A 16,422-nucleotide genomic window follows, 5' to 3' on the forward strand; every position below is an offset into this window, starting at 1 on the left:
CGACCTCCGCGCCCTCCCCCGGCGCGGCATCCCCGCCGGTCAGGCGGCGAAGGAGATGGTTCATGTGACCGCTACGCCCGTGCTGGCGTTGCGAGGGGTCTCCAAGCGGTTCGGTGCCGTCCAGGCGCTCACCGACGTAGAGCTTGAGGTCCACTCCGGTGAGGTGGTCGCCCTCGTGGGCGACAACGGCGCCGGGAAATCCACGCTGGTGAAGACCATCGCCGGCGTCCACCCCATCGACGACGGCGTCATCGAGTGGGAGGGCAGGCCCGTCTCGATCGGCCGCCCGCACGACGCCCAGAACCTGGGCATCGCGACCGTCTACCAGGACCTCGCGCTCTGCGACAACATCGATGTCGTCGGAAACCTCTACCTCGGCCGTGAGCTGCGCAGTTGGGGCGTCCTCGACGAGGTCGAGATGGAGCGCCGCTCGCGTGAGCTGCTGACCACGCTGTCGATCCGGATACCCAGTGTCCGTATCCCGATCGCCTCGCTCTCCGGCGGCCAGCGCCAGACCGTGGCCATCGCCCGCTCCATGCTCGGCGAGCCCAAGCTCGTCATCCTCGACGAGCCGACCGCGGCCCTCGGCGTCGAACAGACCGCCCAGGTCCTCGACCTCGTCGAGCGGCTCCGGGAGCGCGGCCTCGCCGTCCTCCTGATCAGCCACAACATGGCGGACGTCAAGGCCGTCGCCGACCGCGTCGCCGTACTCAGGCTCGGCAGCAACAACGGTGTCTTCGATGTCGCGAGCACCTCGCAGGAAGAGATCATCGCCGCCATCACCGGCGCCACGGACAATGCCGTGACCCGCCGCGCTTCGCGCAACGTGGAGGTTCAGAAGTGAGTACGGACAAGGCCTCCCCGTCGCTCGCCAAGAGCACCGACGCGCAGGCACCCGCCCCGGGCACCGCCCCGGTGGACGCCCCGCCCGCCGCGGACGGCGCGGTCACCGCGGTCGACCCGCGGCTCCTCGTACGCGAGCAGGGCTTCGCCGGCTACCTCACCGAGTTCAAGCGGAAGATACGCGCCGGCGACCTGGGCTCCATACCGGTCGTCATCGGCCTCGTCGTCATCTGGGCCATCTTCCAGAGCCTCAACTCGAACTTCCTCACCGCGGGCAACCTCTCCGACATCTCCGTCGCCATGGTCGGCACCGGAATGATCTCCGTCGGGATCGTCTTCGTCCTGCTGCTCGGCGAGATCGACCTCTCGGTCGGGTCGGTCAGCGGCGTCTCCGGCGCCATCGTCGCCGTGCTGAGTGTCACCCACGGCATGAACGAATGGCTGGCCCTGCTCGTCGCCATCCTCAGCGGCGCGGTCATCGGCGCGATCCACGGCTTCTTCTTCGCCCGCATCGGCGCCCCCGCGTTCGCCGTCACCCTGGCCGGGCTGCTCTTCTGGTCCGGCTTCATGCTCCAGATCCTCGGCAGCAACGGCACGATCAACCTCGACTCCGAGGGCGTGGTCGCCCAGCTCACCAGCTACTACTTCACCGATGTCGCCGCGGCCTACGGCCTCGCCGTCGTCGCGGTCGCCGGATACTTCCTCACGGCGTTCCTCGACAACCGCCGGCGCGAGGCGGCCGGGGTCCCGTCCCGTCCGCTCAGCGAGATCCTGCTGCGCACCGGACTGCTCGCCGTCCTCTCCTTCGGCGTGGCGATCCTCTACAACCAGTACAAGGGCCTGCCCCTGGCGGTGGTGATCTTCCTCGTGGTGCTCGTCGTCACCGACTTCGTGCTGCGCCGTACCTCCTACGGCCGGAAGGTCTTCGCCCTCGGCGGCAGCGTCGAGGCGTCCCGCCGCGCGGGCATCAACGTCACCCTGATCCGGATCTCGGTCTTCTCGATCGCCGGTACGTTCGCGGCGGTCGGCGGCCTCTTCATCGCCTCCAAGATCGCCTCGGCTAACCAGGGCGCGGGCAGCGGTGACCTGCTGATGAACGCGATCGCGGCGGCCGTCATCGGCGGCACCAGCCTCTTCGGCGGTCGCGGCCGCACCTGGAACGCGCTGCTCGGTGTGCTGGTGATCGTCTCCATCCAGTACGGTCTGGCCCTCCAGGGCATCGCCTCGGCGATCCAGTTCATGATCACCGGTGCGGTGCTGCTGGCGACCGTCGTCATCGACGCCGTCACCCGCAGGACCCAGAAGACCGCGGGCCGCGCCTGACCCGGCGGCGCCTCCGCACGACGCGGCCCGGCCCCCGGTCGACCTCCGGGGGCCGGGCCGCGTCGTCCCGGCGTGTCGTGTGCGTGCCGGTACGGCGGGCGGGTAGGACCCGCGTACGTCCGAACGAGTGACGCGCAATGCACTGCCCCGCGTCCGCCCGTCCGAGCGGAACATTAGACTCGGCGGATCGGCAGGGCTTGACGGCTCATACACGGAAGCGCAAGGAGGCACGGGTGACGATGCTGACCCGCATCAGGGGACCGCGCGATCTGGACCGGCTGGGCCCGGAGCAGCTCCAGGAGCTGGCCGGCGAGATCCGCTCGTTCCTCGTGGACGCGGTCGCCAAGACCGGTGGTCACCTCGGCCCCAACCTCGGAGTCGTCGAGCTGACCATCGCCCTGCACCGCGTGTACGACTCCCCGAAGGACAAGGTCCTCTTCGACACGGGCCACCAGTCCTATGTGCACAAGCTGCTCACCGGGCGTCAGGACTTCTCGAAGCTGCGGAGCAAGGACGGCCTCTCCGGCTACCCCTCCCGCGCCGAGTCCGACCACGACATCATCGAGAACTCCCACGCCTCCACCGTCCTGGGCTGGGCCGACGGCCTCGCCAAGGCCAACGAGGTGCTGCGCAAGGACGACCATGTCGTCGCGGTGATCGGGGACGGCGCCCTCACCGGCGGTATGGCCTGGGAGGCGCTGAACAACATCGCCGCCGCCAAGGACCGCCCCCTCGTCATCGTCGTCAACGACAACGAGCGGTCGTACGCGCCGACCATCGGCGGCCTCGCGAACCACCTGGCGACCCTGCGCACCACCGACGGGTACGAGCGCTTCCTGGCCCGCGGCAAGGACCTCCTGGAGCGCACCCCGGTCGTCGGCCGCCCCCTGTACGACACGCTGCACGGCGCCAAGAAGGGCCTCAAGGACTTCATCGCCCCGCAGGGCATGTTCGAGGACCTTGGCCTCAAGTACGTCGGCCCCATCGACGGCCATGACATCGAGGCCCTGGAGTCCGCGCTGCTGCGCGCCAAGCGCTTCGGCGGCCCGGTCATCGTGCACTGCATCACGGAGAAGGGCCGCGGCTACGAGCCGGCCGAGCAGGACGAGGCCGACCACTTCCACGGTATCGGCCCCATCCACCCCGACACCGGCCTGCCCATCGCCGCCGCCGGCATGGACTGGACCTCGGTCTTCGGCGAGGAGATGGTCAAGCTCGGCCACGAGCGGGAGGACATCGTCGCGATCACCGCGGCCATGCTCCAGCCCGTCGGCCTGGAGAAGTTCGCGAAGGCGTTCCCCGAGCGCGTCTACGACGTCGGTATCGCCGAGCAGCACGGCGCGGTCTCCGCGGCGGGCCTCGCCACCGGCGGCGTGCACCCGGTCTTCGCCCTCTACGCGACCTTCCTCAACCGCGCCTTCGACCAGGTCCTGATGGATGTCGCCCTGCACCGCTGCGGCGTGACGTTTGTCCTGGACCGGGCCGGGGTCACCGGCACCGACGGCGCCTCGCACAACGGTATGTGGGACATGTCGATGCTCCAGTGCGTGCCCGGGCTGCGGATCGCCGCGCCGCGCGACGCCGACCAGGTACGCGCCCAGCTCCGCGAGGCCGTCGCGGTCGAGGATGCCCCGACCGTGGTCCGCTACTCCAAGGGCGCCGTCGGCCCGGCCGTCGCCGCCCTCGGCCGGATCGGCGGCATGGACGTGCTGCGCAGGCCCGAGGAGGGCGTGGCCGATGTGCTGCTCGTCTCCGTCGGCGCGCTCGCCCCGATGTGCCTGGAGATCGCCGGGCTCCTCGACAAGCAGGGCATCACGACGACGGTCGTCGACCCGCGCTGGGTCAAGCCGGTGGACGAGGCGCTCGCCCCGCTCGCCGAGCAGCACCGCGTCGTCGTCACCGTCGAGGACAACGGCCGCGTCGGCGGCGTCGGCTCGGCCGTCGCACAGGCGCTGCGGGACGCCGGGGTCGACGTACCGCTGCGGGACTTCGGCATTCCGCCGCGCTTCCTCGACCACGCCTCCCGCAAGGAGGTCCTGGCCGAGATCGGGCTGACCGCGCCGGACATCGCCCGCCAGGTCACCGGCCTGGTCGCCAAGCTCGACGGCCGGCTGGTCGACGCCTCCGCCGAGGTCGCCCGCGACTGACCCCCTCACCGGCGTCCAGCTCCACCCGCGCCGGATGGCGTGAATGGGCCGTTCGGACCACCCTTCCCGGGCGGTCCGAACGGCCCATCCGTGTGAATTACGGCGATACGGGGTATTCGGGGCCCGCAACCTCTCGATTATTGCCGGATGAACGCGCACACGGAGGTACGCCGGTGAGTACGCAACAGGACCCGGGACCGGTCCAAAGCGGTCTTTTCCGTACAAAGAACGTAGAGCAGTCGATCCGTGACACCGAAGAGCCCGAGTACGCGCTCAAGAAGACCCTCTCCGCCCTCGACCTGACGGTCTTCGGCGTCGGAGTGATCATCGGCACCGGCATCTTCGTGCTGACCGGCGTCGTCGCCAAACAGACGGCGGGACCCGCGACCGCGCTCGGCTTCGTCGTCGCGGGCATCGTCTGCGGCCTGGCCGCCCTCTGCTACGCCGAGTTCGCCTCGACCGTGCCGGTCGCCGGATCCGCGTACACCTTCTCGTACGCCTCCCTCGGCGAACTGCCCGCCTGGATCATCGGCTGGGACCTTGTCCTGGAACTCGCGCTCGGCTGCGCGGTGGTCGCCGTCGGCTGGTCCGGATACGTACGCTCGCTGCTCGGCAACGCCGGGGCGAGCCTGCCCGACTACCTGTCCGGCACCCAGAACGGGACATTCGGCTTCGACCTCCTGGCCTTCCTGCTCGTCCTCGTCCTGACCGCGATCCTCGTCGCCGGGGTGAAACTCTCCTCGCGCATCACCGGCATCATCGTCGCCGTCAAGGTCACCGTCGTGCTGCTCGTGATCATCGTCGGTGCCTTCTTCATCACCGGCTCCAACTACAAGCCGTTCATCCCGCCGGCCGAGGAGAGCAAGGGCGGCGGCGGGCTGACCGCACCGATCATCCAGCTCATGGCCGGCTACACCCCCACCAGCTTCGGCGTCATGGGGATCTTCACCGCCGCGGCCGTCGTCTTCTTCGCCTTCATCGGCTTCGACATCGTCGCGACCGCCGCCGAGGAGACCCGCAACCCGCAGCGCGACGTACCGCGCGGCATCCTCGGCTCGCTCTTCATCTGCACCGTGCTCTACGTCGCCGTGTCGATCGTCGTCACCGGCATGCAGCACTACAGCGAACTCTCCGTGGACGCCCCGCTCGCCGACGCCTTCAAGGCCGTCGGCCACCCCTTCTGGGCCGGCCTGATCAGCTTCGGCGCGGCCGTCGGACTCACCTCGGTCTGCATGATCCTGCTGCTCGGCCAGACCCGGGTCTTCTTCGCGATGAGCCGCGACGGGCTGCTCCCGAGGACCTTCTCCCACGTCCACCCGAAGTTCGGCACGCCCTACCGCTCCACCATCCTCCTCGGGGTGCTCGTCGCGATCGTCGCGGGCTTCACCTCCATCGAGGAGCTGGCCGAACTCGTCAACATCGGCACCCTGTTCGCCTTCATCGTGGTCGCGCTCGGCGTCATCATCCTGCGCCGCAAACGCCCGGACCTGCCGCGTGCCTTCCGCACCCCGCTGGTGCCCTGGGTGCCGATCGCGTCCGTACTGGCCTCCCTGTGGCTGATGCTCAACCTGCCCGCGGAGACCTGGCTGCGCTTCGGCATCTGGATGGTCATCGGCTGCGTCGTGTACTTCGTGTACGGACGCGCGCACAGCCGTATCAACACGCCCCGCTGAGACACTGCCGGGCCAGGACACACCCCGGGCGGGCCCGCGCTACGCGGGCTCGTCCGGGAGTTCCCGTACGGTCCTCGGCCCCGCGCACCGCGCCCCGTACGCCGCCACCCGCAGCCGCAGCTCCCGGTCGGCCGTGACCACGACACAGCCCACCCCGTCCCGCTCCGCCGCGGCGGCCAGCTCCACGATCCGGTCGTCGCCGCTGCCGGCCGCCGGTTCGACCCGTACCCCCGGCACCGACTCCACGCCCCGGGCCGCGCCCTCCACGACGAGCACGACCTCCACGGGTCCCGGCTGCCCGGCCACCCCGTCCGCCGCGAACGGCACGAGGGAGTCGCGCAGCCGCTCCGTGGCCCCGCGCCGGTCCCGCCACCATCCGTCGGGGACGGAACCGACCACATTCGCCGCGTCGACGATCAGCTTGTCCATCACCTTCGCAGCGTGCCACAGCCGCCGGGCCGCGTCCGCCCGCCGAGCCGGGCGGCCCCGGGCGGGGGAGGCTACCGGCGCCCGCCGCATACCCGCGCGTACTATCGTTGTCTGGGTTTTCTCGCGCTCGGGAAGGTGGCGGCAGGCCATGGCACCGAGGTCCGGACGGACGTCGAATCGGTCGGAGGACGGCGGGGGAGACAGAGCGCCGGCCACCCCGCCGGTCACGGATCCGCACCGTACCCCCGCCGCGGACGGCTCCCTTCCCCCTGTCACCGGCTGGCTGCTGCGCGGCAAGGACGGCCGGCTGACGGCGTACGCGGCCACCCCGGGCGGAGTCCTCCGCTGGACCGAGACCCGGGCCGGCGGCCCCGACTGGGACGGCCCCGAGCCGCTGCCGCTCGCCGGGCTCCTGCCGTACGTGTCGGTGGCGCGGAGCGCCGAGGGCTTCGTCCATCTGCTGGGGGTACGGGACCGGCCGGGCGCCGGAGGGGCCGTCGAGCGCGATCTCGTCCACGCCGTCCAGTTCCAGACGGGCCGCCCGCTGCGGGAGTGGCAGTCGGTGGGCAACCCGCACGGCAAGGACCGCGCGAAGGGCGCCCGGATCGGTATGCCGTCCGCCGTCCTGGACACCACCGGCTCGATGCACCTGTTCGTACGCAACGCCAACGGCGGCCTCTCCGCCAAGCACCAGTCGCCCACCGGCCGCTGGCAGCCCTGGGGCGGGGCCAACGCCACGGACACCACCCTGACGGGCGAGACCTCCGCAGCTGTCACCGACCGCGGGGCCATCGACATCCTCGTCCCGGCGGGCGGCGGCACGGTGCGCTGGCTGCGCGGCAGGCCCGACGCGAAACTGGAGCGCGCCGAGGAGGAACCGGTGGCGGACATCGCCCACGGCACGGTCACCGCGGAGCGCACCGGCACCGGCGGGCTCACCCGCTTCTGGCGCGACGCGGACGACTCCACCGTCCGCGCCTGGCGTCCGGGCGGCGAACCCGCCTCCCTCGGCGGCCCCGGCACCGGACCGCTCGCCCCGCTCCGTACCCCCGTCGACGGGTACGACTGCACGATCCTGGCCGGACGCGGCCCCGACGGCCGCCTCCAGGTCGCCGCGTACCCCACCGAGGACGAGGACGCGGGCCTGCACTGGACCCCCACCGGCGAACCCTGCGCGGGCGCCCCGGCGCTCGCCCTGGACGGCACGGGACGCGTGGTCCTGGCCTGCCTCGGACTCGACGGGGCGCTGCGCGTCACCCGGCAGAAGGACGAGACGGGCCTGGCGCTGGAGGCATGGCGCCGGTTCTGACGCCGCACTCCGCTCGCTGTACGCCGTACTCCGCTCGCCCTGCGCCGTTCCCGGTCGGCCGGCGGTCCGGGGCGCGGCCCCCGATCCCGGGCGACGAGTTCTTCGAGACGGTCGAACCGCGGGTGCGGGGCCCGCAGTTCCCGGAGCGCGTCCGTCCGCCCCGCGGCCTCGACATGCTCCATCCCTGCCGCTCTCCCGCCGCGCTCCCATCCGTTTCCCACCGCACCCCCATCGGGTTCCCACCGGACCACAACCTCCGCTCGTCACTGTGGACCGCGTACGGACCACCAGCCACTCATGGAGGAGGCTCCTCTTGCTGTCTCCGCTCAAGCGGGCCGGCGTCATCGCCGCCGCCGTCCCCGGGGGCGTCGTCACGGCGCCCCACGCGTCGGCCGCCGCCGACCCCCCGGCGGTGAAGTTCACCAACCGGCGGAGCGCGCTGTGCCCGGCACCCCGCCCGCGGGAATGGCGGGCGTACGGATGGAGAGCATCGTCGGCGGCACGTGCATGGACACGGACGCCGCCGACAACTGGGCGATCGTCGCGAGCGCCTGCGGCAACGCCGCGACGTCCCAGCCGTGGAACACCCCGCTCGTCTCATTCAACGCGCTCTTCGGCTGACAGGGGAGGACTGCTGTGAGACCACGGTTCCCGCACCACCTGAGACTGCTCCCGGCGCTGTTCGCGGCGCTCGGGCTGGTCCTTCTGACCTCACCGGGACCCGCCGCGGCGGACACCTCCGTGACACGGCTGACCAACGGCTACAGCAACGGCTGTCTCCAGGGGCAGGGCGAGGCCAACACGGTGGCCTCCCGCTGTACGGGCTTCCTCCAGGACCTGGAGTGGGTCTTCTCGCCCGTCCCCGGCATGCCCGCCACCCACAAGTACGTCAAGCTCAGCGCCTTCGCCGCACCGGGCGAGTGCCTGGACAACAACGGTTCGCGCATCTACGTCCTGCTCTGCAACGGCGGCCCGCACCAGCAGTGGATCGTCACCCGCTTCCAGGCGGCTCCCCCGGCGGGCGGCGAGGTCGGTGTCCGGCTGAAGAACGTCGCGACGGGGGTCTGCGCGGACACCACCCTGACCAACTTCAGCGGCTGGAAGATCTACCCGAACAGCACCTGCAACGACGGCGCGTACCAGCAGTGGAACATCACCGCCGCCGCGGCGGGCGGTCTCGCGGAGACGTACCAGGGCACGGCCTCGCACGCGGGCATGACCTGGACGGTGCTCAACCAGCGCTCCGACGGCGTGGTGCAGGTGGGCCGGGACGAGGACCGCTCCGACCCGTACACCGGTGACACCCCGGCCGCCGCCTCGCTCCCGGTGCTCTGCCTCCGCATGGACGGCCGGGCCGCACCGGCGGGCATCCCGACCACGGGGGCGCACAGTTGGGCCAAGGGCGAGGTCAGGGCCACGCCCGCGGTACGCGGCGCCGACCTGATCAGCCGCACCGTGGCCGACACCGTCTGCCAGGCGTACTTCGGCGACGGCTGGCGGATGGCCGAGTTCCACGACGGGGGAGGCTGGTCGCTCTGGGCCGCCGGAACCCTGCCGACCGGAGTGCGCTTCTGGACGGCGATCAACGACCAGAACGCCAATCCCTGGAACTGACGGGCGAGGGGAAAACGGGGGAACGGGGGAATGGGGAAAAGGGGGAGGAGGGCCCGCGGCCGGTGCGCGTGCACCGGCCGCCGGCCCTCCGCGCGTCCACGGCCGGGGTCCGAAGGCGTCAACAGCGGTTCAGGGCGCGGCGGTCAGCTCGGCCAGCCGGCGCCGCGAGCGCTGCGCCCAGCGCACACAGCCGAGTTCACCGTTGTGCCGGACCGCCCCGCGCATCAGCGTGGCCGCCGCCGTACGCTCGCCCGCGACCTCGGCGACCTCGGCGAGGAAGTGGTCGATGGAGCCCCAGCAGAGCATCGCGGAACCGGTGGTGACGGCGCGTCCCGCGTACGGGAGCAGCCGGTCCAGTGCCCAGCGGCAGGAGCGCACATCACCGCAGAGCGCCCAGGTGTAGGCGCGCAGGACCATCTGGAGGAGCCAGAGCCAGTCGTGCGGCGGCTCGGGCAGCGCCTCGGCGGGCGGACAGTAGGTCCCGGCCTCGGCCAGACGGCCCTGGAGCGCCAGGACCAGCCCGAGGTGCTCCGGGGTGATCGGGGTGCCCGGCCGGTGGGCGGCGAGGACGAGCGCCTCCATCTCGTCGTACCGGTCCCCGTCCAGCAGCCAGGAGACCCGGTGCGCGAACAGCGCGGGCTCGGCGCCCCACGCGGCCTGCTGGTGATGCCGGTACGCCTGCCCCGCCAGCCGCTCCGCCGCCGGCAGGTCCCCGGCCAGGCCGTGCCGCAGCGCCGCCCACCAGCGCAGATGGGCGTCGATCTCGGGCAGTCTGACCCGCTCGTTGGCGGCGGCGCAGTCGTCGATGTCGCGCTGCGCGCCGGGCATGTCGCCCGCTTCCAGCCGGGTCAGGGCCCGGCGCAGCAGCAGCATGGGCATCCAGTCGGGGCTCACACCGGGGCGCCCGGCCAGGCCCAGTTGCTCCTCGACCAGGCGCTGTCGCTCGGCGAGGGTGTCCGGGTGGCGTACCGCCTGGTGGCGCAGGTGCAGCGCGCGGAGCAGCAGGGAGTCGTCGCCGAGCCTGCGGGCCATCTCCACCGCCTCCGCCGAGAGCCGCGCCTTCGCCACGAGCCCGTCGGCGCCGGGGGAGCCCGGTGCGCCGTCCGTCTCCCCGGTCCCGGCGAAGTACCGTTCGGCCGCGAGCGCCGCGAGGGCCAGACAGCGCAGCGGCGTGTCCTCTCCGGGCAGCAGACGTACGGCGTCGCGCAGCGCCGTCAGTACGGTGTCGTGCGAACTGCCGTACTCCCGTATCGGGGTGAAGGTCTCGATGGTGTGGACCGTCGCCGCCCGTGCCAGGGCCTCCGGGTCGGCCAGCTCCCGGGCGAGGCCGATGGCGCGGTCCAGGGCCCGGGCCGATTCCGTGCGCAGGGCGCCGCGACAGCACAACCGCCCCCAGCGCAGCACCAGTTCGAAGAGGCGCCGGGTCTCCTCGGGGGTGGTGGGGGCGGCGTACGTGTCGACGACACCGATCGCGGCCTCGACGAGCCGGGCCGCGTGCCGGTGGGCGTAGACGCGCTCGGCCCGCTCCGCGGCGGCCGTGACGGCGGCGAGGGCCCGCCCGGCGTGGCCGACCGGCGCCGCTGCGAGCCAGTGGAACGCGACCGCGTCGAGCAGTTCGGCACCGCCGCCGGTGGACCGGGCCACCCGGCGCTCCAGGGCGCCGGCCACCCGGGCGTGCAGCCGCGCCCGGCGGATCCGGGAGAGCGAGAGGCGGAGCGTGTCGCGGATCAGGGCGTGGCCGAACCGGTAGTGGCCTACGGGCCCGGTCTCCACGACCAGGCCCCACGCGACCGCCGCCTCCAGGATGTCCAGGAGCCGGTCCGGTTCCGTACCGGCCGCCTCCGCGACCACGTCGAGCCCGAAGCGCTCGCCCAGGACGGCCGCGACACGCAGCGCGTCCTCGGAGCCCTCCGGAAGGCGCCGCAGCCGGTGCCGGATGAGGTCCCTGGTCCCCTCGGGCAGCGCCTCCGCCAGCGTGCCGGCTCCGGCGGCCGCGCCGGCCCGCGGCAGCAGCTTCGCCAGCTCCGCCACATGGAAGGGCACACCGCCGCAGCGCCGGTGGACGACCGCCGCCAGGCGCGGATCCGTACCGGGGCCGGTGTGCTCGGCGAGCATCTGGGCCACCTCCGCCTCGGTGAGCCGGGCCAGCGGGTGGCGGGTCACCCAGTCACCGGTCAGCCCGGCCACCACGGAGGCGGCGGCGTCGTCGAGTTCGGGGCGCTCACGGCTGGTGACCAGGACGAGCAGCGGCAGTTCCGGAACCATCGTGGCCAGGACGCGCAGCACGCTCACGGAGTCGGGATCGGCCCAGTGCAGATCCTCCAGGACCACCAGGAAGGGCCGCCTCCGCGCCACCCGGACCAGCCGCTCGACCATCATCGCGGGGGCGCCGGAGCGCCCGCCGCCCCCGGGACCCGCCGCGTCCGGGGCCCGGCCGGGCGCGGCGGCGCGCAGCACCTCCACCCAGGGCCACAGGGCGGGCACGCCCTCCCCGTCGGGGCAGCGGCCGACAGCGGCCGTGATCCCGGCCGCGGCGGCCCGCGCGACAGCGGCCTCGGCGATCCGGGTCTTGCCGATGCCCGGCTCCCCGGTGACCGTCATCAGCCCGCCGCGGCCGTCCGCCAGCGCCGCCAGGGCCCGGTCCACCCCGGCCAGCACCTCCCGCCGCCCGGCGAGCGCCGGGCCGGCAACCGCGGCTTCCGGTACGGGCGGCCAGGCGCCCCGGGGCCCCCCGGGAGCCGCGAGCGGTGCCACCGGCGCCCGCTCCGGTGCCGCGTCGGGGGTGAGCCCCGGCGTCAGGTCCAGGTCCGCGTCCTGATGGAGAATGGCCTGTTCCAGTCGGCGCAGCCGCCGGCCCGGCTCCACACCGAGGTGCTCGTCGAGCATCCGGCGGGCGTCACGGAGCGCGGCCAGCGCGTCGGCCTGCCGGTCGGACCGGTAGAGGGCGAGCGCCAGCAGCTCCCAGCGCCGCTCGCGCAGCGGTTCCGCCGCGACCAGCGAACGCAGCTCCGCGGCGGCGGACTCGGGCCGCCCGGCCGCCAACTGGGCCCCGCAGCGCCATTCCTGCGCGGTGAGCCGCAGCTCCTCCAGCCGGTCGGCCTCCAGCGCCGCGAACGGCTCGGCGCCGAACTCCCCGTAGGCCGGACCGCGCCAGAGCGCCAGCGCCCGGTCGAGTTCGGCGAGGGCGTCGAGCGGCCGGCCACCGGCCAGCCGCAGCCGGCCGGCCTCCGCCAGCGCGCCGAAGCGCGCCGCGTCGTACTGCTCGGGCAGCACCCGCAGCCGGTACCCGGCCTCCACACTGACCAGCACCTTCCCGGCCTCGCGCGGCGGCCGGTCCGGTTCGAGCGCCCGCCGCAGATGAGCGACGTACGAGCGCAGGGTGCGGACCGCGGACGGCGGCGGGTCGTCCCCCCACACACTGTCCACGAGGCGCGACACGGGGACCACGCTCCCGGCGTCGACCAGCAGCGCCGTCAGCACCCGCCGTTGCTTGGCGCCCCCCAACTCCACCGTCCGGCCACCGACCCGCACCTCCACCGTGCCCAGCACCGCCCACCACACAGCGGTGAACGTAGCCCCCCGGGCGGTGCCGATCAACGGTCCGTCGATCAACTCGCCCGCATACGGCCGGTAGTTGGCTCAGACACCCCACCCGTACACGCGGAACGGGCCGTACGGAAATCCCGTACGACCCGTCGACCGGCGCCGGATCCCGTGCGGACCCGTCCGGAGCGCTACGCCGGCACGCTCGCCACACCCGGCGCGAGGAACGGCTTGCCGTTCACCCGCTCCGAGACACCCTCGCGGTCCAGGTACGGCGTGACACCGCCCAGATGGAAGGGCCAGCCCGCGCCCGTGATCAGACACAGGTCGATGTCCTGCGCCTCGGCGACGACGCCCTCGGCCAGCATCAGACCGATCTCCTGGGCGACCGCGTCCAGCACCCGCTCGCGCGTCTGCTCCTCGGTCAGCACGGTGTCGCCCTGCTTCAGCAGCGCCGCGACCTCCGGGTCCAGCTCCGGCGCCCCGGATTCGTACACGTAGAAGCCGCGCTTGCCCGCCTTGACCACCGCGGCCAGGTTCTCCGAGACGGTGAAGCGGTCCGGGAACGCGCCGTGCAGCGTCTCGGAGACATGCAGGCCGATCGCAGGGCCGACCAGCTCCAGCAGGACCAGCGGCGACATCGGCAGCCCCAGCGGTTCCACCGCGCGCTCCGCGACCTCGACCGGCGTGCCCTCGTCGATGACGTTCTGGATCTCGCCCATGAAGCGGGTGAGGACCCGGTTGACGACGAACGCCGGGGCGTCCTTCACCAGTACCGCGGTCTTCTTCAGCTTCCTGGCCACCCCGAACGCGGTGGCCAGCGACGCGTCATCGGTCCGCTCGCCGCGCACGATCTCCAGCAGAGGCAGGATCGCGACCGGGTTGAAGAAGTGGAAGCCGACGACCCGCTCGGGGTTCTTCAGCTTCGACGCCATCTCGGAGACCGACAGCGACGAGGTGTTCGTGGCGAGGATCGCGTGCGCCGGGGCGACCGCCTCGACCTCCGCGAACACCTGCTGCTTGACGCCCATCTCCTCGAACACGGCCTCGATGACGAAGTCCGCGTCCGCGAACCCCTCGGCCTTGTCCAGCACACCCGAGACCAGGCCCTTGAGCCGGTTGGCCTTGTCCTGGTTGATCCGGGACTTCAGCAGCAGCTTGTCGATCTCGGCGTGCACATAGCCCACGCCCTTGTCGATCCTGTCCTGGTCGATGTCGGTCAGCACGACCGGCACCTCAAGGCGGCGCAGGAACAGCAGCGCGAGCTGCGAGGCCATCAGCCCCGCGCCCACGACACCCACCTTGGTGACCGGGCGGGCCAGCGACTTGTCCGGGGCCCCTGCCGGCCGCTTGGCGCGCTTCTGCACCAGGTTGAACGCGTAGATCCCCGAGCGCAGTTCACCACCCATGATCAGGTCCGCGAGAGCCCGGTCCTCGGCGTCGAAGCCCGCCTGGAGGTCGCCGTCCTTCGCCGCCGCGATGATGTCCAGCGCCCGGTACGCGGCCGGGGCCGCACCGTGCACCTTGGAGTCCGCGACGGACCGCCCGCGGGCCACGGCCGCGTCCCACGCCTCGCCCCGGTCGACCTCGGGGCGTACGACCGTCACCTCGCCCTTGAGCACCGACGCCGTCCAGACCAGCGACTGCTCCAGGAAGTCCGCGCCGTCGAACAGCGCGTCCGCGATCCCCAGGTCGTAGACCTGACCGCCCTTGAGCTGCTTGTTCTGGTTGAGGGAGTTCTCGATGACGACCGTGACCGCACGCTCCGCGCCGATCAGGTTCGGCAGCAGCGTGCAGCCGCCCCAGCCGGGCACCAGGCCGAGGAAGACCTCGGGCAGCGAGAACGCGGGCAGCGCCGCGGAGACCGTACGGTACGTGCAGTGCAGCCCGACCTCGACGCCGCCGCCCATCGCCGCGCCGTTGTAGTACGCGAAGGTCGGCACGGGCAGCGCGGCGATCCGCTTGAAGACCTCGTGGCCGCCCCGGCCGATCGCGAGCGCGTCCTCGTGGCGCTTCAGCAGCTCCACGCCCTTGAGGTCGGCGCCGACCGCGAAGATGAACGGCTTGCCGGTGATCCCGACACCGACGATCGCGCCCTCGGACGCCTCCCGCCCGACCTGGTCGAGCGCCGCGTCCAGATTCGCCAGCGACTGCGGTCCGAACGTCGTCGGCTTCGTGTGGTCGAGGCCGTTGTCCAGCGTGATCAGCGCGAACCGCCCGGCGCCCGCCGGGAGTTCGAAGTGGCGTACATGCGCCTGGGTGACGACCTCGCCGGGGAACAGCTCGGCCGCGCCCTTCAGGAGTTCAGCGGTGCTCACTTGGTGCCTCCGTCGAAGTGCGGGTTCTCCCAGATGACCGACGCGCCCATGCCGAAGCCGACGCACATCGTGGTCAGGCCGTAACGGACCTGCGGCCGCTCCTCGAACTGCCGGGCGAGCTGGGTCATCAGCCGTACCCCGGAGGAGGCCAGCGGATGGCCGAAGGCGATCGCGCCGCCGTACTGGTTGACGCGCTCGTCGTCGTCCGCGATGCCGTAGTGGTCGAGGAACGCGAGCACTTGCACGGCGAACGCCTCGTTGACCTCGAAGAGACCGATGTCCGCGATCGAGAGGCCCGCCTTGGCGAGGGCCTTCTCGGTCGCCGGGATCGGGCCGTACCCCATCACCTCGGGCTCGACCCCCGCGAAGGCGTAGGACACGAGCCGCATCCTGACCGGCAGCCCCTGCTCCCGCGCGAAGTCCTCGGCGGCGATCAGCGAGGCGGTGGCGCCGTCGTTCAGCCCCGCCGCGTTGCCCGCCGTGACCCGGCCGTGCGGCCGGAACGGCGTCTTCAGCCCGGCCAGCATCTCCAGCGTCGTACCCGGCCGCATCGGCTCGTCGGCGGTGGCCAGCCCCCAGCCGGTCTCCCCGGTCGCCGGGTCGGTACGGCGGATCGAGATCGGCACCAGATCCTGCTGGATCGACCCGTTGGCGTACGCCTTGGCGGCCTTCTCCTGCGAGCGCACCGCGTACTCGTCGGCGCGCGCCTTGGTGAGATGCGGGAAGCGGTCGTGCAGGTTCTCCGCCGTCATGCCCATGAAGAGCGCGGAGTCGTCGACGAGCTTCTCCGAGACGAACCGCGGGTTCGGGTCGACGGCCTCACCCATCGGATGCCGGCCCATGTGCTCGACACCGCCCGCCACGACGACGTCGTACGCGCCGAAGGCGATGGAGCCCGCGGTGGAGGTCACGGCGGTCAGCGCGCCCGCGCACATACGGTCGATCGAATACCCGGGCACGGACTGGGGCAGCCCGGCGAGGATCCCCGCGGTACGGCCGAGCGTGAGGCCCTGGTCGCCGATCTGCGTGGTCGCGGCGACGGCCACCTCGTCGATCCGGGCGGGGTCGAGGTCCGGGTTGCGGCGCAGCAGCTCCCGGATCGCCTTGACGACGAGATCGTCGGCCCGGGTCTCGTGGTACATGCCCTTCGGGCCCGCCTTGCCGAACGGGGTGCGGACGCCGTCGACGAAGACGACATCCCTGACGGTACGAGGCACGATGGC

General features: G+C 72.5%; 11 protein-coding genes. 7 read left to right on the plus strand and 4 right to left on the minus strand.

Translation table 11 applies throughout. The annotated features are described in order from the left end of the window. The first annotated feature begins 55 nt into the window (after nucleotides 1–55). From ACIQ7D_RS21755 to ACIQ7D_RS21770, 4 genes are all read left to right on the plus strand, one after another. Complete coding sequence (locus ACIQ7D_RS21755) at nucleotides 56–844, plus strand: ATP-binding cassette domain-containing protein (protein ID WP_403939911.1); 789 nt, start codon at nucleotides 56–58, stop codon at nucleotides 842–844. Then, the gene (locus ACIQ7D_RS21760) at nucleotides 841–2,166 is read left to right on the plus strand and encodes a sugar ABC transporter permease (protein WP_403939913.1); all 1,326 of its coding nucleotides are present in this window, start codon (nucleotides 841–843) and stop codon (nucleotides 2,164–2,166) included. Before ACIQ7D_RS21755 ends, ACIQ7D_RS21760 begins: the two co-directional genes overlap by 4 nt. A 239-nt stretch (nucleotides 2,167–2,405) precedes the next feature. Continuing rightward, nucleotides 2,406–4,313 (plus strand): 1-deoxy-D-xylulose-5-phosphate synthase, encoded by a 1,908-nt coding sequence (gene dxs / locus ACIQ7D_RS21765; RefSeq protein ID WP_403940034.1) that lies wholly within the window; start codon nucleotides 2,406–2,408, stop codon nucleotides 4,311–4,313. 173 nt (nucleotides 4,314–4,486) lie between these two features. After that, on the plus strand, nucleotides 4,487–5,986 hold the full coding sequence (locus ACIQ7D_RS21770; RefSeq protein ID WP_403939914.1) for an amino acid permease: 1,500 nt from the start codon (nucleotides 4,487–4,489) through the stop codon (nucleotides 5,984–5,986). Between the two features lie 39 nt (nucleotides 5,987–6,025). On the opposite strand, the gene ACIQ7D_RS21775 is transcribed toward ACIQ7D_RS21770, so the two are convergent. Continuing rightward, nucleotides 6,026–6,415 (minus strand): NTP pyrophosphohydrolase, encoded by a 390-nt coding sequence (locus tag ACIQ7D_RS21775; RefSeq protein WP_403940035.1) that lies wholly within the window; start codon nucleotides 6,413–6,415, stop codon nucleotides 6,026–6,028. A gap of 148 nt (nucleotides 6,416–6,563) precedes the next feature. Here ACIQ7D_RS21775 and ACIQ7D_RS21780 point away from each other — a divergent pair, with 148 nt between their 5' ends. From ACIQ7D_RS21780 to ACIQ7D_RS21790, 3 genes are all read left to right on the plus strand, one after another. After that, nucleotides 6,564–7,724, plus strand: coding sequence for a hypothetical protein (locus tag ACIQ7D_RS21780; protein ID WP_403939916.1), 1,161 nt, complete (start codon nucleotides 6,564–6,566; stop codon nucleotides 7,722–7,724). Nucleotides 7,725–8,165: 441 nt separating this feature from the next. Then, complete coding sequence (locus ACIQ7D_RS21785) at nucleotides 8,166–8,345, plus strand: hypothetical protein (protein WP_403939918.1); 180 nt, start codon at nucleotides 8,166–8,168, stop codon at nucleotides 8,343–8,345. 15 nt (nucleotides 8,346–8,360) lie between these two features. Continuing rightward, the gene (locus ACIQ7D_RS21790; RefSeq protein WP_403939919.1) at nucleotides 8,361–9,338 is read left to right on the plus strand and encodes an RICIN domain-containing protein; all 978 of its coding nucleotides are present in this window, start codon (nucleotides 8,361–8,363) and stop codon (nucleotides 9,336–9,338) included. A 129-nt stretch (nucleotides 9,339–9,467) separates the two neighbouring features. On the opposite strand, the gene ACIQ7D_RS21795 is transcribed toward ACIQ7D_RS21790, so the two are convergent. From ACIQ7D_RS21795 to ACIQ7D_RS21805, 3 genes are all read right to left on the minus strand, one after another. After that, nucleotides 9,468–12,950 (minus strand): BTAD domain-containing putative transcriptional regulator, encoded by a 3,483-nt coding sequence (locus ACIQ7D_RS21795; RefSeq protein ID WP_403939921.1) that lies wholly within the window; start codon nucleotides 12,948–12,950, stop codon nucleotides 9,468–9,470. Nucleotides 12,951–13,072: 122 nt separating this feature from the next. Continuing rightward, entirely contained in the window at nucleotides 13,073–15,199 is a 2,127-nt protein-coding gene (locus ACIQ7D_RS21800) for a 3-hydroxyacyl-CoA dehydrogenase NAD-binding domain-containing protein (protein WP_403939923.1), read from the minus strand. Further along, nucleotides 15,196–16,416, minus strand: coding sequence for a thiolase family protein (locus ACIQ7D_RS21805; RefSeq protein ID WP_403939925.1), 1,221 nt, complete (start codon nucleotides 16,414–16,416; stop codon nucleotides 15,196–15,198). Before ACIQ7D_RS21805 ends, ACIQ7D_RS21800 begins: the two co-directional genes overlap by 4 nt. Nucleotides 16,417–16,422: the final 6 nt, after the last annotated feature.

Source organism: Streptomyces sp. NPDC096310 (genome assembly GCF_044763125.1).
Taxonomy (GTDB): Bacteria; Actinomycetota; Actinomycetes; order Streptomycetales; family Streptomycetaceae; genus Streptomyces.